Annotated in this window: 14 protein-coding genes; 13 read left to right on the forward strand and 1 reads right to left on the reverse strand. The window is 71.2% G+C overall.

Annotated features, from left to right (window positions below):
- The first annotated feature begins 10 nt into the window (after positions 1–10).
- Positions 11–3,646: a transcription-repair coupling factor gene (gene mfd / locus Q0Q23_RS05775; RefSeq protein ID WP_295120747.1), complete on the forward strand. Its 3,636-nt coding sequence runs from the start codon at positions 11–13 to the stop codon at positions 3,644–3,646.
- Between the two features lie 26 nt (positions 3,647–3,672).
- Here mfd and Q0Q23_RS05780 read toward each other — a convergent pair whose 3' ends face one another.
- Complete coding sequence (locus tag Q0Q23_RS05780) at positions 3,673–4,878, reverse strand: Na+/H+ antiporter NhaA (protein WP_295120750.1); 1,206 nt, start codon at positions 4,876–4,878, stop codon at positions 3,673–3,675.
- 125 nt (positions 4,879–5,003) lie between these two features.
- Between Q0Q23_RS05780 and Q0Q23_RS05785 the strand changes: the two genes are divergently transcribed.
- The 12 genes from Q0Q23_RS05785 to Q0Q23_RS05840 form a co-directional block, all read left to right on the forward strand.
- The gene (locus Q0Q23_RS05785) at positions 5,004–5,663 is read left to right on the forward strand and encodes a MazG family protein (protein WP_295120753.1); all 660 of its coding nucleotides are present in this window, start codon (positions 5,004–5,006) and stop codon (positions 5,661–5,663) included.
- 69 nt (positions 5,664–5,732) lie between these two features.
- Entirely contained in the window at positions 5,733–6,788 is a 1,056-nt protein-coding gene (locus Q0Q23_RS05790) for an iron-siderophore ABC transporter substrate-binding protein (RefSeq protein ID WP_295120756.1), read from the forward strand.
- 7 nt (positions 6,789–6,795) lie between these two features.
- Positions 6,796–7,857, forward strand: coding sequence for an iron ABC transporter permease (locus Q0Q23_RS05795; protein WP_295120759.1), 1,062 nt, complete (start codon positions 6,796–6,798; stop codon positions 7,855–7,857).
- The gene (locus Q0Q23_RS05800) at positions 7,854–8,918 is read left to right on the forward strand and encodes an iron chelate uptake ABC transporter family permease subunit (protein WP_295120762.1); all 1,065 of its coding nucleotides are present in this window, start codon (positions 7,854–7,856) and stop codon (positions 8,916–8,918) included. The genes Q0Q23_RS05795 and Q0Q23_RS05800 overlap by 4 nt, the downstream gene beginning before the upstream one ends.
- A 1-nt stretch (position 8,919) precedes the next feature.
- Complete coding sequence (locus Q0Q23_RS05805; RefSeq protein ID WP_295120765.1) at positions 8,920–9,720, forward strand: ABC transporter ATP-binding protein; 801 nt, start codon at positions 8,920–8,922, stop codon at positions 9,718–9,720.
- Positions 9,721–10,067: 347 nt separating this feature from the next.
- On the forward strand, positions 10,068–11,360 hold the full coding sequence (hisS, locus tag Q0Q23_RS05810; RefSeq protein ID WP_295120768.1) for a histidine--tRNA ligase: 1,293 nt from the start codon (positions 10,068–10,070) through the stop codon (positions 11,358–11,360).
- A 124-nt stretch (positions 11,361–11,484) separates the two neighbouring features.
- Positions 11,485–12,765 carry a phosphopyruvate hydratase gene (gene eno / locus Q0Q23_RS05815; RefSeq protein WP_295120771.1) on the forward strand — a complete coding sequence of 427 codons (1,281 nt, stop codon included), beginning with the start codon at positions 11,485–11,487 and terminating at the stop codon, positions 12,763–12,765.
- Positions 12,766–12,854: 89 nt separating this feature from the next.
- On the forward strand, positions 12,855–13,109 hold the full coding sequence (locus tag Q0Q23_RS05820) for a hypothetical protein (RefSeq protein WP_295120774.1): 255 nt from the start codon (positions 12,855–12,857) through the stop codon (positions 13,107–13,109).
- A 109-nt stretch (positions 13,110–13,218) separates the two neighbouring features.
- Positions 13,219–13,773, forward strand: a complete 555-nt coding sequence (locus Q0Q23_RS05825; RefSeq protein ID WP_295120776.1) for a septum formation initiator family protein — start codon at positions 13,219–13,221, stop codon at positions 13,771–13,773.
- Entirely contained in the window at positions 13,770–14,282 is a 513-nt protein-coding gene (locus Q0Q23_RS05830; RefSeq protein WP_295120779.1) for a DUF501 domain-containing protein, read from the forward strand. The genes Q0Q23_RS05825 and Q0Q23_RS05830 overlap by 4 nt, the downstream gene beginning before the upstream one ends.
- The gene (locus Q0Q23_RS05835; RefSeq protein WP_295120782.1) at positions 14,261–15,592 is read left to right on the forward strand and encodes a S8 family serine peptidase; all 1,332 of its coding nucleotides are present in this window, start codon (positions 14,261–14,263) and stop codon (positions 15,590–15,592) included. The genes Q0Q23_RS05830 and Q0Q23_RS05835 overlap by 22 nt, the downstream gene beginning before the upstream one ends.
- 39 nt (positions 15,593–15,631) lie before the next feature.
- Positions 15,632–16,196 (forward strand): NAD(P)/FAD-dependent oxidoreductase (locus Q0Q23_RS05840; RefSeq protein WP_295120785.1); only part of this gene is annotated, 565 nt, incomplete at its 3' end.

Genomic DNA, 16,196 nt, shown 5'->3' on the forward strand with positions numbered 1-16,196 from the left:
ACTTGCCCGAGTGATACTGCAGGGCTTGATCGCGGCGCTCGAGCGCGCCTCCACGTTCTCCGACGCACTGGCCTACGCAGCGCGCGATGCCGACTTCTCGCTGACCGACGGCCTGCGCGTTCCGCTGCTGGCCGGGCTCGTCGGCAGACGCGCCGCCGCGGGCGCCTCGCAGGCGGTGCTCGTCATCACGGCGACCGGCCGCGAGTCCGAGTCCGTGCGCGCCGCCCTGCCGTGCGTTCTCCCCGACGCCGAGGTCGTCGAGTTCCCCGCCTGGGAGACGTTGCCGCACGAGCGGCTCAGCCCGAGCGCCGAGATCGTCGGCAAGCGCCTCACCGCTCTGCGCCGGCTCGCCGACTGGTCCGCCGCGCGCGAGGCGGGGGCGCCCGCGCGTTTCTGTGTCCTGGTGGCCTCGGTCCGCGCCGCGCTGCAGCCGCTCGCCGACAACCTCACCGACTACGCGACGATCGAGCTGACAGCCGGAGGCCGCGGCTTCGACCTCGGCGGCCTCGCCCTCCAGCTCGTCGATCTGGCCTACGCGCGCGTCGACATGGTGACCCGGCGCGGCGAGTTCGCGGTGCGCGGCGGCATCCTCGACGTCTTCCCGCCGACCGCCGAGCACCCGTACCGGGTCGACTTCTTCGGTGACGAGGTCGAACAGATCCGGGCGTTCTCGGTCGCCGACCAGCGCTCGCTTCCCGAGCCGATCCCGGCGGTTTCGCTGCCGCCGAGCCGGGAGATGCTGCTCAGCGAGCCCGTGCGTCAGCGCGCGAGGGAGATGGAGCACGAGTTCCCCAGCCTGTCGGCGATGCTCGCCAAGATCGGCGAGGGCATCCCGGTGGAGGGCATGGAATCGCTCGCCCCGGCCCTGGTCGACCGGCTGGTGCCGCTCACCCATTACCTCCCCGACGGCGCGGCCATCGCCGTGCTCTCGCCCGAGCGGGTCGCCTCGCGCGCGGTAAGTCTGGCCGAGACGAACCGCGAGTTCCTCTCTGCGGCCTGGAGTGCCGCCACGGTGGGCGCCGCGGCCCCGATCGATCTCGCCGCGGGCGATTTCCTCACTCTGCAGAAACTGCGCGACTCGGTGAAGTTCAGCCGCCCCGGGCAGCAGAACCCGGACCACCCGTGGTGGACGTTCTCCGGCTTCCAGGCCGACGCGGTGGACGACCTGCCGCTCGAACGCGAGGTGGAGGAGTACCTCCAGGTGCGCGTCGACGCGGAGGCCGTGCCGAGCTTCCAGGGCAACGTCACGGGTGCGGTCGAGCACGTGGCCCAGCGCCTCCGCGACGGCTGGCGGGTCGCCGTCGTCGCCGAGGGCGCCGGCCTGGTGGAGCGCGCCGCCCAGGTGCTGGCCGACGCCGAGCTGCCCGCACGCCCGGTCGATGCGTTCCCCGAGAACCCCGAGGCCGGGGTGGCGTACCTGCTGCGGGCGAACGTCGAGCACGGCTTCGAGATGCCGGACGACAAGCTGGCGCTGATCGGCGAGAGCGAGTTCTACGGCCGCTCGGTCGGCTACGAGTCGCGACAGGTCAAGAAGCTCGCCACCCGGCGCAAGAACGTCGTCGACCCGCTCGCGCTGAAGCCCGGCGACTACGTGGTGCACGAGACGCACGGCATCGGCAAGTTCCTCGAGCTGACCCAGCGCGAGGTGTCCAGCGGCGGACGCAACGCGGTCAAGTCCAAGCGCGAGTACCTGGTGCTCGAGTACGCGCCCTCCAAGCGCGGCTACCCGGGCGACAAGCTGTACGTGCCGACCGACCAGCTCGACCTGCTGACCCGCTACGTGGGAGGCGAGGCGCCGCAGCTGTCCAAGATGGGCGGCAGCGACTGGTCGGCCGCCAAGGGCCGCGCGCGGCGGGCCGTGCGCGACATCGCCGTCGAGCTCGTCAAGCTGTACTCGGCGCGCATGGCGAGCAAGGGCCATTCCTTCGGGCCCGACACGCCGTGGCAGCGCGAGCTCGAGGAGGCCTTCCCGTTCGCGGAGACCCACGACCAGCTGCAGACGATCGACGAGGTGAAGGCCGACATGGAGCGGCCCATCCCGATGGACCGTCTCATCTCGGGCGACGTGGGCTTCGGCAAGACGGAGATCGCCGTCCGCGCTGCGTTCAAGGCCATCCAGGACGGCAAGCAGGTGGCCATGCTGGTGCCGACGACGCTGCTGGTCAAGCAGCACGCCGAGACCTTCCTGGAGCGCTTCGCGGGCTTCCCGATCCACCTGCGCCAGCTCAGCCGGTTCCAGACCGACAAGGAGGCCCGCGAGACCCTGCGGGGGCTCGCCGACGGCACCGTGGACATGGTGATCGGCACGCACCGCATCCTGGCCGACGGCGTGACGTTCAAAGACCTCGGGCTCGTCATCATCGACGAGGAGCAGCGGTTCGGCGTCGAGCACAAGGACGCACTGAAGAAACTGAAGACCAACGTCGACATCCTCGCGATGAGCGCGACGCCGATCCCGCGCACGCTCGAGATGGCGGTCACCGGCATCCGCGAGATGTCGACGCTCGCCACCCCGCCGGAGGACCGGCACCCGATCCTGACGTTCGTGGGGCCGTATTCCGAGCGGCAGGTCGCCGCGGCGATCCGGCGCGAGCTGCTGCGCGAAGGGCAGGTGTTCTTCGTGCACAACCGGGTCGGTTCGATCTCGGCGACGGCCGCCAAGCTCGCCGAACTCGTGCCGGAGGCGCGCATCGCGGTCGCGCACGGCCGGATGAACGAGCACGCCCTCGAACAGGTCGTCGTGGACTTCTGGGAGCGCAAGTTCGACGTGCTGGTCTCGACCACCATCATCGAGACCGGACTCGACATCTCCAACGCCAACACGATCATCATCGACCGCGCCGACAAGTACGGCCTGAGCCAGCTCCACCAGCTCCGCGGTCGCGTCGGCCGTGGTCGCGAGCGGGCGTACGCCTACTTCCTGTGGGACGAGGACAAGCCGTTGAGCGAGACGGCCCACGACCGGTTGTCGACGATCGCGGCCAACAACGACCTCGGCAGCGGAATGCAGGTCGCGCTCAAAGACCTCGAGATCCGCGGAGCGGGCAACCTCCTGGGCGGGGAGCAGTCCGGCCACATCGCGGGAGTGGGCTTCGACCTGTACCTGAGGATGATCGGGGAGGCCGTCTCGACCTTCCGCGGCGAGGTGGCGGAGGGGCAGACCGAGTTGCGCCTGGAGCTGCCCGTCGACGCCCACATCCCCGAGGAGTACGTCGACAGCGAGCGGCTGAGGCTGGAGGCCTATCAGAAGCTGTCGACCGCGAGCTCGCCGGCGGCGAAGGACGGCCAGATCGACCTGGTGCTGGAGGAGCTGACCGACCGCTACGGCGAGCCGCCCGAGCCGGTGGTGAACCTCATCGCGGTCTCGCGGTTGCGGCGGGCGGCGCAGCGGGCGGGATTGGGCGAGGTCGTCGCGATGGGCTCGAACCTGCGCCTCGCTCCTGCTCAGCTGCCGGACTCGCTGCAGGTGCGCCTGCAGCGGATGTACCCCGGGTCGAAGTACCACGCCGCTCCGAAGGTGGCGACCGTGCCCCTGCCGCGTGTCAACGGCGAAGCGCCCGACGACGCGGCACTGATCGAGTGGGTCGCGACCCTGCTCGGCGCGCTGTTCCCGATTCCCGAGCCGGCGTCCGAGCCGGCCGCCTGACGAGCCGGTCCGTTCGTCCGGAGATCTCAGCTGTCTCGGCCTGATTCTCCGGAGGAACGGACGACTGCGCCGGGCGCCGCCGCGGCGACGGGGTGCGGGTGCCGCTTCCGGTTGCGGCGAGCGAGCACGGAGACGAGCACGCCGCTCAGCACGATCGACACGGCCGATCCGAGCAGAACGGCGATCGTGCCCTCCGCGCGGACCGCCGCCGACCCGGCGAACGCCAGCTCGTTCATCAGCAGCGACACGGTGAAGCCGATGCCGCCGAGGGCCGCGATCGTCACGAGGGCGAACAGCGGGAGGCGGCCGCGCTCGTGGCGCGGGCGCGTGAACGACCCGAGCCAGCCTCCGAGGGTGATTCCGACGAGCTTGCCGATCGGCAGCGCGACCAGGATCCCCCAGAACGCGGGCGACAGCTCCGACGGCGAGACGGAGGGGATGACGACGAGCGCGGCCGAGAACGCGAACAGCGGCAGGATGAACCCGTTCGACCACGGCTCGAGTGCGTGCGTCGTGCGACCGGCGGGGGCCCGCGACATGACCAGGCCCAGGGCGACACCGGCGATGGTCGCATGAACGCCCGAGTCGTAGACCAGCCACCAGGCCAGCACGGCGAGCAGCACCATCAGGATGCCGATCGGCCAGCGCAACCGCCCGCGCAGCATCCGGCTGAGGAGGCCGAACGCGGCGACGACCACCGCTGCCGCCGCGAGCTCGAGCAGGTTGGGGTCGGTCGTGAAGAACACCGCGATGATGACGATCGCGATGAGGTCGTCCAGCACGGCGAGTGCCAGCAGGAAGACGCGCAGGCGGTTGGGCAGCCCACGCCCGAAGACGGCGAGCACGCCGAGCGCGAAGGCGATGTCGGTCGCGGTGGGGATGGGCCAGCCGTCGGCGAGCCCGGAGCCGCCCGCGAACGCCAGGTAGACCAGTGCGGGCACGACCACGCCGCAGGCGGCCGCGATCGCCGGGTGGATCGCCTTGGCGAACGAGTTGAGTTCGCCGGCGACGAGCTCGTGCTTCAGCTCGACCGCGACGATGAAGAAGAAGACCGCCAGCAGGCCGTCGCTGACCCAGTGGCCGACGCTCAGTTCCACCGGACCGCCGCCGAGGTGTGCGTGCTGCAGGTCGAGCAATGCCGGTCCCACGGCGGTGTTCGCCAGCAGCAGCCCGAGGGCGGCGGCGCCCAGCAGCAGGCCGGCGGCGGTGCGTTCGGAGCGGATGATGCTCATGGGGAAGCCTCTCGTGCGCGGTCGGCAAGGACATTCGCCGACCAGACTTCCCGGCACACCAGTCGTTCAGTCTAGCGGGCGGCCGCGGTGAGAGGATGAACACATCCCGACGTCAGGAGCATCCCATGACCGACACGGCGCCCACCAGACTCGACGAGCTCGTCGCCGTGATGGCACGGCTCCGAGCGCCAGGGGGGTGCCCGTGGGATGCCGATCAGACGCACGAGTCGCTCGTGCAGTACCTGATCGAGGAGTCGTACGAGCTCATCGAGGCGATCGAGACCGGCGACCGAGACGCGATGCTCGAAGAGCTCGGGGATGTGCTCTACCAGGTGCTGTTCCACGCCGACATCGCCGCGCACACGCCGGGGGAGGACTTCGACATCCAGGACGTCGCCGAGCACATGACGCGCAAGATGGTCGGCCGGCATCCGCACGTCTTCGGCGGCGATCGCACGGCTGAGACGGCCGAGGACGTGGTGGGGTTCTGGGACGACCTGAAGAAGGCCGAGAAGCCGGGGCGGACGAGCGTGCTGGACGGCATCCCGCAGGCGATGCCCTCGCTCGCCCTCGCGGACAAGCTGCTCGGCCGGGCCGAGAAGGTCGGCCTGCTCGACCTGAGCGAGTCGGGCGGCGTGCAGGTGTCGGGGGAGGACGAACTGGGTCCGCTGCTGCTGGCGATCGTGGCGTCGGCCAAGGCGCAGGGCCTCGACGCGGAGCGCGCTCTCCGCGCCACTCTGCGCGAGCTGCAGGACGAGATCCGGGAGCAGGAAACAGCGGTTTAGGTTAGGCTTACCTAATGTGCCGCTCGGCACGCTTCCCATTCGTGCTCCGGCACCCTCGTGAGGAGAGTCATGCCTGAAATCGCGCGCCCCGGCCCCCGCCGGTTGCGTCTCGCCCTGTCGCTCACCGCCGTCGTCTCGGCGGCGGCCCTCGCCCTGACCGGGTGCTCGGCCAGCAGCTCGGGGGAGGAGAGCCCGTCCTCCGCCGGCGCCGGAAGCTTCCCCGTGACCATCGACAGCGCGCTCGGCAAGGCCACCATCGAGTCCGCGCCCAAGCGGGTCGCCACCTGGGGCTGGGGCGCGCAAGACATCGCGCTCGCGCTCGGGATCGTGCCGGTCGCGATGCCGAAGTTCAGCTATGGAGGCGACGCGAACGGCGTGCTGCCCTGGGACGCTGAGAAGATCGGGCAGCTGAAGGGCACCACACCCGCCCTCCTCGACGCCGACTCGGGCGAGGTGCCGTTCGAGCAGTTCGTGAAGGCGAAGCCGGATGTCATCCTCGCGCCGTACTCGGGCCTGACGCAGACCGAGTTCGACACCCTCAGCAAGATCGCGCCGGTCGTCGCCTACCCCGAGAAGCCCTGGGCGACGAGCTGGCGCGATCAGACGGCGATCGTCGGCAAGGCGCTCGGGCTGTCGTCGGAGGCCTCCGCGCTCGTGGAGAAAACCGAGGACACGGTGGCCGCGCTCGCCGCGAAGTACCCGGTGATCAAGGGCAAGACGTTCTTCTACGCAGCGGCCAACGAGCCGGGTGTTCTCAACGTCTACCGCGCGGAGGACCCCCGCGTGCAGCTGCTGGGCGACCTGGGGATGAAGAACTCGCCGAGCATCGCAGCCCTCGACTCGTCGAAGGGCGACGGCAGCTTCTTCTACCAGCTCAGCTACGAGAACCTGTCGAAGATCGACACCGACCTGCTGGTGATGTACTTCGACAAGCAGTCATCCGTCGACGCTTTCACCGCCGACCCGCTGGTCGCCGCGATGCCCACGATCAAGGAGGGCCGATTCGCGCCGATCGTCGGGGAGTCGTTCGTCGCCGCCACGAGCGCGCCGAGCGTGCTGAGCATCCCGTGGATGCTCGACCGGTACGTCCCCCAGCTGGCGGCCGCTGCCGAGAAGGTCAAGTAGCCGCTCGATGCCCACAGGTCTCGCCACCGCCGGCGCCGGCCGCACCGGGGATGCCCCGGCGCGCGCCCGGCGCCGTCGGCGTGCCCTGACCGGCTTCGTCGCCGCCGTCGTCGTGCTGCTGGCGGTGTGCGTGCTGAGCCTCATGGTCGGCGCGCGCACCATCGCGCCCGGCGACCTCCTCCACGCGCTGACGCACTACTCGCCGACGGACGACGATGCGCTGGTCGTGGTCGGCAGCCGCCTCCCGCGCACGCTGCTCGGTCTCGCAGCCGGCCTCGCACTCGGGCTCGCGGGCACCGTCATGCAGGGCCTCTCACGCAACCCCCTGGCGGACCCCGGCATCCTCGGCGTGAACTTCGGCGCCTCCTTGGCCGTCGTCGTCGCCATCGCGTTCTTCGGCGTGACCGCGGTCGCGGGGTACGTGTGGTTCGCGTTCGCCGGTGCGGCGCTCGCGGCGGGCGTCGTCTACGCCGTCTCCGCGGTCGGCCGGGAGGGCGCGACACCGGTCAAGCTCGCGCTGGCGGGCGCGGCGGTGTCGGCTGCACTCGGCTCGCTGATCACGGCGGTCATGCTGACCAGCCGGGTGTCGCTCGACCAGATGCGCTTCTGGCAGGTCGGGTCGCTTGCCGGGCGCGGCTTCGGCGTGCTCTGGCAGGTGCTGCCGACGCTGGTGGTCGGAGCCCTCCTGGCGCTCGCGCTCGGGAGGCTGCTCAACGGTCTCGCGCTCGGCGACGACGTCGCACGCGGTCTCGGGCAGCGCGTCGGCCCCGCCCGCGCGCTGTCCGCCGTGGCGATCGTGCTGCTCTGCGGGTCGGCGACCGCCGCGGTCGGCCCGATCGCGTTCGTGGGTCTCGTCGTTCCGCACGTGGCGCGCTGGGTCGTCGGGGCCGACTACCGGCGCATCCTCGCCTACTCGGCCGTGATCGCCCCCGCCCTGCTGATCGCGTGCGACGTCATCGGACGCGTCGTCGCGCCTCCCGGCGAGTTGCAGGTCGGCATCGTCATGGCGTTCGTCGGTGCGCCGCTGTTCGTCGCGCTGGTGCGCCGCCGAAGGCTGGTGGGACTGTGAGCGCGCCTGTCACGACCCGGCGAACGGGCGCACGAGTCACCTCGCGTGTCGCGCTCGACCGCCGCCTCGGGCGGTCCCGCGCAGCTCGGGTGTCGATCGTCCTCGCCGTGCTGGTCTTCGTCGTCTCAGCCGTCTCGCTCACGTTCGGAGCCGCGGGGGTCGCTCCACTCGACGTGCTCGCAGCACTGGTCGGCCGCGCCGACCGGCTCACGTCGTTCGTGATCCTCGACCTGCGGCTGCCGCGGCTGCTGGCAGCGGTGCTCGTCGGCGCCTGCCTCGGGCTCTCGGGCGGCCTCTTCCAGTCGGTCGCGCGCAATCCGCTCGCGAGCCCCGACATCATCGGCATCACCACCGCCGCCAGCGCGACCGGCGCCGTCGCCCTGGTGTGGTTCGGCATCACCGGCCTCGCGCTGTCGGGCGTCGTACTGGCCGGAACGCTGGTGGCCGCCGTGATCGTCTATCTGCTGGCGTGGCGCGACGGTGTCAGCGGGTACCGCTTCGTCCTGGTCGGGATCGGCTTCGCAGCGGTCTGCGCAGGGGTGGTGTCGTACGTCCTCACGCGCGCGGACCTGCGCGACGTGCAGCAGGCGCTGGTGTGGATCACCGGGAGTCTCAACAGCATCGACGACGTGTCGCTCGTCGTCCTCGCCGTCGGCGCCCTGGTGCTGGTCCCCGCGGCGCTGCTCGTCGCACGTCCGCTCGCGGCGCTCGGGCTGGGTGACGACGTGGCGGCCGGAATCGGCGTGCGTCCCGAGCGCACGCGCATCCTGAGCATCGCGGTCGGGGTCGCGCTGGCGGCCATCGCGGTGTCGGTCGCGGGGCCGATCGCGTTCGTGGCCCTCCTCGCCGCGCCGGTGGCGCGCCGGCTCGTCGGGCGCGGCTCGCTCGCGCTCGTCCCGGCCGCGCTCGTCGGCGCGCTGGTGCTCGTCGTCTCCGACGTCGTGGCGCAGTTCTCGGTGCCCGGCGTGGTCTTCCCGGTGGGTGTCGTGACGGGGATCGTCGGAGCGCCCTACCTTCTCTGGCAGCTCGCCAGGACCAACCGCATCGGCCGAGGAGGCTGACATGACCACCGAGCCCACTCTCGCCGCGCGCGACCTGACCCTGGCCTACGAGGGCCGGGTGGTCGTCGACGGCCTCGACCTCGACGTGCCGCCGGGCCGGGTGACGGCCATCGTCGGACCGAACGCGTGCGGCAAGTCCACACTGCTGCGCGGTCTGTCCCGATTGCTCGCCCCGGCATCCGGCAGCGTGCTGCTCGACGGCGCCGACATCCGCGCGCTGCCGACGAAGGAGGTCGCGACCCGGCTGGGGCTGCTGCCGCAGACACCGTCCGCACCCGACGGGATCACCGTCGCTGACCTCGTGTCGCGCGGCCGCTACCCGCACCAGGGCTGGTTCCGGCGCTGGACCGCCGCGGACGACGACGCGGTGCAGGAGGCGATGACCGCGACCGGCGTGGCCGACCTCGCGGAGCGCGCGATCGACGAGCTCTCCGGAGGCCAGCGCCAGCGCGTCTGGATCGCCATGGCGCTTGCGCAGCAGACCGGGATCCTGCTGCTCGACGAACCGACGACGTTCCTCGACATCAGCCACCAGCTGGACGTGCTCGACCTGCTGCTCGACCTGAACGCGGCGCGGGGGAGCACGATCGTGATGGTCCTCCACGACCTCAACCTGGCCGCCCGGTACGCCGATCGGCTGGTCGCGATGCGCGCCGGCTCGATCGTGGCCTCCGGCGATCCGGCGGAGGTCGTGACGGCCGACCTCGTGCGCGACGTCTTCGGCGTGGAGTGCGTCATCGCGACCGATCCGGTCGCCGGGACGCCCCTGGTCGTGCCGCTCGGGCGGCACCACACGCTCTAGCCTCGATCGGTCGCCGGCTCGTGCTCGGCCGGTGGCTCGTGCTCGGCCAGTGGCTCGTGCTCGGCCGGCAGCGCGTCCGCCGGTGGTCCGGATCGCCGCTCGGGTGAGATCTCCGCCTCGCGACGGCGCATTCCTCCTGGCCACGGCGGGCGCGTTGTCGTGTGTCTGGCAACGCGGCCGTCGTGGTCGGACGGCTGCGGTTCATGCCAGGTCCTCACTGGGACACCACCGCATCGCGCGGGTCGGCACGACATCAGGGTGGCAACGTGGGCAGTCTACGACCCACGCCGTCCCCGCCGCGATACCCCCGGAGGGCGCCGGGCGCGCCCATCTGGAAGAATCGACGCATGGCTTCCCCGATCACACCGCCCCGCGGCATGCGCGACTTCCTCCCCGCAGAGAAGGCCCGCCGGGAGCATGCGCTCGGTGTGATCCGCCGGAGCTTCGCCGCGCACGGTTTCGACGAGATCGAGACTCCGGTCGTCGAAGACGTCGCCCGGCTGCACTCCGGGCTCGGCGGCGACAACGAGAAGCTCGCGTTCAGCGTGCTCAAGCGCGGCCTCGGCGGTGACGACCTGCGCGAGGCGATCGAGTCGGGGGACACGCTGGCCCTGTGCGATCTGGGGCTGCGCTTCGATCTCACCGTGCCGCTGGCGCGCTTCTACGCGAGCCACCGCGCCGAACTGCCTCCGGTGTTCCGCAGCATCCAGATCGCCCCGGTCTGGCGGGCCGAGCGACCGCAGAAGGGCCGCTACCGGCAGTTCGTGCAGTGCGACATCGACATCATCGGCGAGGGATCGCAGCTGGCGGAGGTCGAGCTCATCACGGCCACGGCCGCGGCGCTGGAGGCGCTCGGGCTGACCGGCTGCACCATCCGCATCAACGACCGCCGTATCCTGAACGGCCTTCTGGAGTACTGCGGCTTCGACGAGTCCCGCTGGCCTCAGGTGCTGATCTCGATCGACAAGCTGGACAAGATCGGCGCAGAGGGGGTGGTCGCCGAGCTCAGTGAGGGCGGCGCCGACTCCGCCGCGGTGCTCGGAGGCATTCTCGCGGCGCTCGAGCCGCACCTCGCCGCGGGGGGAGTGGAGCTCACCGTCGAGGCGATCTCCGCCATCCTCCCGGCCGGCATGGACACCGACGCCATCGCGGATCTCGAAACGCTCGCCCACGCGCTCGACACGCTTCCCGAGGGCGTCGCCCTGCGGTTCGATCCCACGCTGGTGCGCGGCATGGGCTACTACACCGGCACGATCTTCGAGATCGCCCATCCCGGATCGGGCAGCTCGGTCGGCGGCGGCGGTCGCTACGACGGGATGATCGGCCGCTTCCTCGGCACCGACGTGCCGGCGGCGGGATTCTCGATCGGGTTCGAGCGCGTCGTCGACCTGATCGACGTGCCGGACGACTCCGCGGCCGACGCCGTCGTGCTCGTCCACGACGCCGACGTCCCGCTCGACCGGCTGATGGCGATCAAGTCGTCGCTGGTGGCCTCGGGTCGCCGGGTGCGGCTCGACCGCCGGGCGAAGAACCTCAAGGCGGTGCTCGACCGGGCCGCGGCGAGCGGGTACCGGTCGTTCGCGTTCGTCGGGCCGGGCACCGCCGACGCCTCGGCTCTCGAGTTCAAGCCGCTGTCCTGACCGGTGAACGCGCCCGCGCGGCCGCTCGCCAATTCCCGCAAGCATCCCGCCACCCCGTTCTGGCCGTCGACCCGACGTCACTAGACTGATCCGGCAACCCACGAAAACCACCAAGGAGACTGTTGTGGCTCAGATCGAAGCTGTAGGCGCCCGCGAGATTCTCGACTCCCGCGGCAACCCGACCGTCGAGGTCGAGGTGCTGCTCGAGGATGGCACGGTCAGCCGTGCCGCTGTTCCGTCCGGCGCGTCCACCGGCGCGTTCGAGGCCTACGAGCTGCGTGACGGCGACGCCGACCGCTACCTGGGCAAGGGTGTCGAGAGGGCCGTCGACGCGGTCCTCGACGAGATCGGCCCGGCGATCGAGGGCTTCGAGGCCAGCGACCAGCGCCTGGTCGACGAGGCGATGATCGAGCTCGACGGCACCGACAACAAGAAGCGCCTCGGCGCCAACGCGATCCTCGGCGTCAGCCTCGCCGTCGCCAAGGCGGCGGCCGACTCCGCCGACCTCCCCCTCTTCCGTTACGTCGGCGGCCCGAACGCGCACGTCCTCCCGGTGCCGATGATGAACATCATCAACGGTGGTGCCCACGCCGACACCGGCGTCGACATCCAGGAGTTCATGATCCTCCCGATCGGCGCCGAGACCTTCTCGGAGGGCCTGCGCTGGGGTGTCGAGACCTACCACTCGCTCAAGTCGCTGCTGAAGTCCAAGGGACTCAACACCGGTCTCGGCGACGAGGGCGGCTTCGCACCGGAGCTCGAGCACAACCGCGCCGCCCTCGACCTGATCTCCGAGGCGATCGAGAAGGCCGGCTACACGGTCGGCTCGCAGATCGCCCTCGGCCTCGACGTGGCCTCCACCGAGTTCTTCGAGAACGGCGTCTACCGCTTCGAAGGCCAGGACCGCACCGCCGCCCAGATGTCGGCCTACTACGCCGAGCTCGCCGCCGGCTACCCGCTGGTCTCCATCGAGGACCCGCTGGCCGAGGACGACTGGGAGGGCTGGGCGCTCCTGAACGCCGAGATCGGCGGCAAGCTGCAGCTCGTCGGCGACGACCTGTTCGTCACGAACCCCAAGCGTCTCGCGCAGGGGATCGCGGCCAAGGCCGCGAACAGCATCCTCGTCAAGGTCAACCAGATCGGCACCCTCACCGAGACGCTCGACGCGGTCTCGCTGGCCCAGCGCAGCGGCATGACCGCCGTGCTCTCGCACCGTTCGGGCGAGACCGAAGACACCACGATCGCCGACCTCGCCGTCGCCACCGACGCCGGCCAGATCAAGACCGGTGCCCCGGCCCGCTCCGAGCGCGTCGCCAAGTACAACCAGCTGCTGCGCATCGAGGAGGAGCTGGGCGACGCCGCCGTCTACGCCGGCCGCAGCGCCTTCCCGCGCTTCCAGGGCTGATCCGCCACGCCGAAGCGTGAGTAGTCGCGGAAATCCCGGTCGGGATTCCCGCGACTACTCACCCTTCGTGGTTCTGGGAGAATCGCTGCATGAGCGCTGCGAGCCTGCCGGCTGATTTCCTCCCGCTGGCGCTGTTCCTCCTCCTTGCCGCGCTCTTCAGCGTGTTCGGGGCGTTCCTGCTGCGGCGACCGGAGCGGGCCGCCGCCCTGTTCGCCGATCGGGAGGCGCGGCACGCGTTCCGGGCGAAGGACGCCCGCGCGATCGGCCTCGTGTTCACGATCGGCGGCGTCGGTCTCCTCGCGGTCGGGGCGGTGCGGCTGGTCGTCACGCTGGCAACCGGCTGAGCGACCGGCGACACCCCACGCTCACGGCCGCCTCCGGGCGGGCATCGCCTACGATTGAGGACGGGGCCTTCCGGTCCTCCACGTCCGTCGAGACCGCCCGGGAGGGGCCATGCCGAAGCTGTCCCGCTCCCGCGAGCCGGCCTCCCGCACCACGCGCGTCGCCGCATCGTTCGACGAACCGACGCAGACCGGCCGCTGGCTGCGCGGCCTCCACTTCTCGGCGTTCTCGCTCGTGATGATGGGAGCCGTCGTGCTCGCGGTCGTGATCCTGGCGCCGTCGCTGCAGGGCTACCTGGCGCAGCGTCAGCAGATCGCCGACCAGCAGAAGGCGGTCGACCAGCTCTCGGCACAGGTCGACGCGCTCAAGGAACAGCGCGCGCGCTGGAACGATCCGAGCTACATCCGGGCGCAGGCCCGCGACCGGCTCTACTACGTCATGCCCGGCGAGGTCAGCTACCTCGTCATCGACGACCGGCCGCCCGCAGCCGCGAAAGACTCCACGCCGGTGAGCTCCAAGCTCCAGAAGACCCGCACCGACTGGGTCGGTTCCCTCTTCGGGTCGTTCATGGGCGCCGGGCTCACCGACGCGACGCCGGCGCAGCTCGGCTCGACGCCCGCACCCACCCCGACTCCCACCCCCGGCACCACAGGCGGCAAGCGATGACCAGACCACCCTTCGACCCCGTGACCGACGCCGACATCGCCGCCGTGAGCGAGCAGCTCGGCCGGCCGGCGCGCAACGTCGTCGGCATCGCCGCACGCTGCGTCTGCGGGCGGCCGACCGTCGTGTCGACGGCGCCGCGCCTCGACGACGGCACGCCGTTCCCCACGTTCTACTACCTCACCCACCCTGCCGCCACGGCCGCGATGTCGCAGCTGGAGGCCACGCAGGTGATGAACGAGTACAACGACCTCCTCGCCGAGGACGAGCAGGTGCGCGCGCAGTACCGTGCGGCGCACGAGCAGTATCTCGCCGACCGCGAGTCCATCGGGGTGGTGGAGGAGCTCGCCGGCGTCTCGGCCGGCGGCATGCCGACCCGGGTCAAGTGCCTGCACGCCCTGGCAGCGCACGCGCTCGCCGCCGGGCCCGGCGTCAACCCGATCGGCGACCTCGCGCTCGCACGCGGAGGGTGGTCGCCGGAGGTGTGCGAGTGCCGCATCCAGGTCGGCTGACCCCGGCGCCCTCCCGTCCTCGTCCGCGTTCCCGCTTCGCCCGGGCCCGCCGCACCGTCGCGTCCGGTGTCGCGGTGCTGGCGACGGCTCTCGCCGTCGGGCTGGCACCGGCGACGGTCGCGCACGCCGACCAAGTGCGCGACATGGAGTACTGGCTCAACGACTACGGCTTCACCGCGGCCTGGCGCACGACCCAGGGCGCCGGCGTGAAGGTCGCGGTGATCGACACCGGCGTCGACGGCTCGGTGCCCGATCTCGCGGGCGCGGTGGTCGGCGGCACGGATGTGTCCGGAGTCGGCGCAGCGAACGGCCAGAAGCCGCTCGGTGCGGGGGAGGCGGCGGACCACGGCACCTGGGTGGCCTCACTCCTCGCCGGACGGGGCACCGGTCCCGGCTCCGGCGTGCTGGGCGCGGCGCCGCAGGCGAGCATCCTGACCGCGTCGGTCGCGCTCGGCTCCGCCATCGGCTCGGTGAGCAGCGACGACCAGGTGGCCGCGGCGGTCCGCTGGGCCGTCGACAACGGCGCCTCCGTCATCAACATGTCGCTCACACGCAACACGCTCGACTGGCCGACCAGCTGGGACGACGCGTTCCAGTACGCGTTCTCGCACGACGTCGTCGTGGTCGCCGCGGCCGGCAACCGGGGCAGCGGCACCACCGAGGTCGGAGCGCCCGCGACGATCCCCGGCGTGCTGACCGTCGCGGGCGTCGATCGGGCAGGAAAGGCCTCCTTCGACGCGTCGTCGCAGGGGATCACGATCGGCGTCTCGGCCCCGAGCGAACAGCTGGTCGGCGCGAATCCGGGCGGGGGATACGTGCAGTGGGCCGGCACGAGCGGTGCCGCGCCGCTCGTCTCCGGCGCTGTCGCGCTCGTGCGGGCAGCGCATCCCGAGCTGAAGGCGCCCGACGTCATCAACCGGATCATCAGGACGGCGCGCCCGGCCGGCGGTGCCGTGCCGAGCCCGGTGTACGGCTACGGACTGCTCGATGCGGCCGCGGCCGTCACGGCCTCGGTCCCGCATGTGAGCGCCAACCCGATGGGTGATCTGACGCAGTGGATCCACATCCATCGGCGCGCCGATTCGCCCTCCACGGCCGCTCCCCCCGCAGGGGATGCGCAGGGCGGCCCCGCGCCGAAAGCACTGGCACCCGAGCGCCCTGTAGCATGGAAGGCGTTCCTCTGGCCGCAATGGAGCGTCCTCACCTCCCTCTGGCTCCCGTTCAGCCTGATCTCCGGTTTCGTGGCTCTCCTCGCCCTCGGCGCGGTCGGTGCGTGGCTGCATTTCAGGCGGACGGCGCGCAGGGGGTAGATTAACCCCCATACTTTCGTGTTGAGGAGACGCATTACTGTGCCCAAAATCCTGATCGTCGGCGGAGGCTACGCCGGTTTCTATACCGCGTGGAAGCTCGAGAAGCAGCTTCGCAAGGGCGAGGCCGAGGTCACCATGGTCGACCCGCTGCCCTACATGACGTACCAGCCGTTCCTCCCCGAGGTGGCCGTCGGCTCGATCGAGCCGCGTCACGCGGTGGTCGCGCACCGTCGACACCTGACGAGCACGAACATCATCAGCGGCAAGGTGACCTACGTCGACCACGCCAAGAAGACCGCCACGATCCAGCCGGCCGCCGGTGAGGCGTACGAGTTCGAGTACGACATCGTCGTGGTGACCGCCGGCGCGGTCTCGCGCACCTTCCCGATCCCGGGCATCGCGGACAACGCGGTCGGCCTCAAGACGATCGAGGAGGCCGTGTTCATCCGCGACCGCCTGCTGACCAACTTCGACAAGGCCGCGACCCTGCCGCCCGGTCCCGAGCGCGACCGCCTGCTGACCGTCGTGGTCGTCGGCGGCGGATTCGCGGGCATCGAGATCTTCGCCGAGCTGCGCTCGTTCGCCAGCGCGCTGCTGAAGAAGT

Origin of the sequence: uncultured Leifsonia sp., from assembly GCF_945957465.1 — a bacterium.
In the GTDB taxonomy this organism is placed as follows: domain Bacteria; phylum Actinomycetota; class Actinomycetes; order Actinomycetales; family Microbacteriaceae; genus Leifsonia.

Bases quoted from the DNA above. Each gene is read 5' to 3' on its own strand.
- Q0Q23_RS05780 (WP_295120750.1), bottom strand. From the start codon at position 4,878: ATGAGCATCATCCGCTCCGAACGCACCGCCGCCGGCCTGCTGCTGGGC.
- Q0Q23_RS05785 (WP_295120753.1), top strand. From the start codon at position 5,004: ATGACCGACACGGCGCCCACCAGACTCGACGAGCTCGTCGCCGTGATG.
- Q0Q23_RS05790 (WP_295120756.1), top strand. From the start codon at position 5,733: ATGCCTGAAATCGCGCGCCCCGGCCCCCGCCGGTTGCGTCTCGCCCTG.
- Q0Q23_RS05795 (WP_295120759.1), top strand. From the start codon at position 6,796: ATGCCCACAGGTCTCGCCACCGCCGGCGCCGGCCGCACCGGGGATGCC.
- Q0Q23_RS05805 (WP_295120765.1), top strand. From the start codon at position 8,920: ATGACCACCGAGCCCACTCTCGCCGCGCGCGACCTGACCCTGGCCTAC.
- hisS (WP_295120768.1), top strand. From the start codon at position 10,068: ATGGCTTCCCCGATCACACCGCCCCGCGGCATGCGCGACTTCCTCCCC.
- Q0Q23_RS05820 (WP_295120774.1), top strand. From the start codon at position 12,855: ATGAGCGCTGCGAGCCTGCCGGCTGATTTCCTCCCGCTGGCGCTGTTC.
- Q0Q23_RS05825 (WP_295120776.1), top strand. From the start codon at position 13,219: ATGCCGAAGCTGTCCCGCTCCCGCGAGCCGGCCTCCCGCACCACGCGC.
- Q0Q23_RS05830 (WP_295120779.1), top strand. From the start codon at position 13,770: ATGACCAGACCACCCTTCGACCCCGTGACCGACGCCGACATCGCCGCC.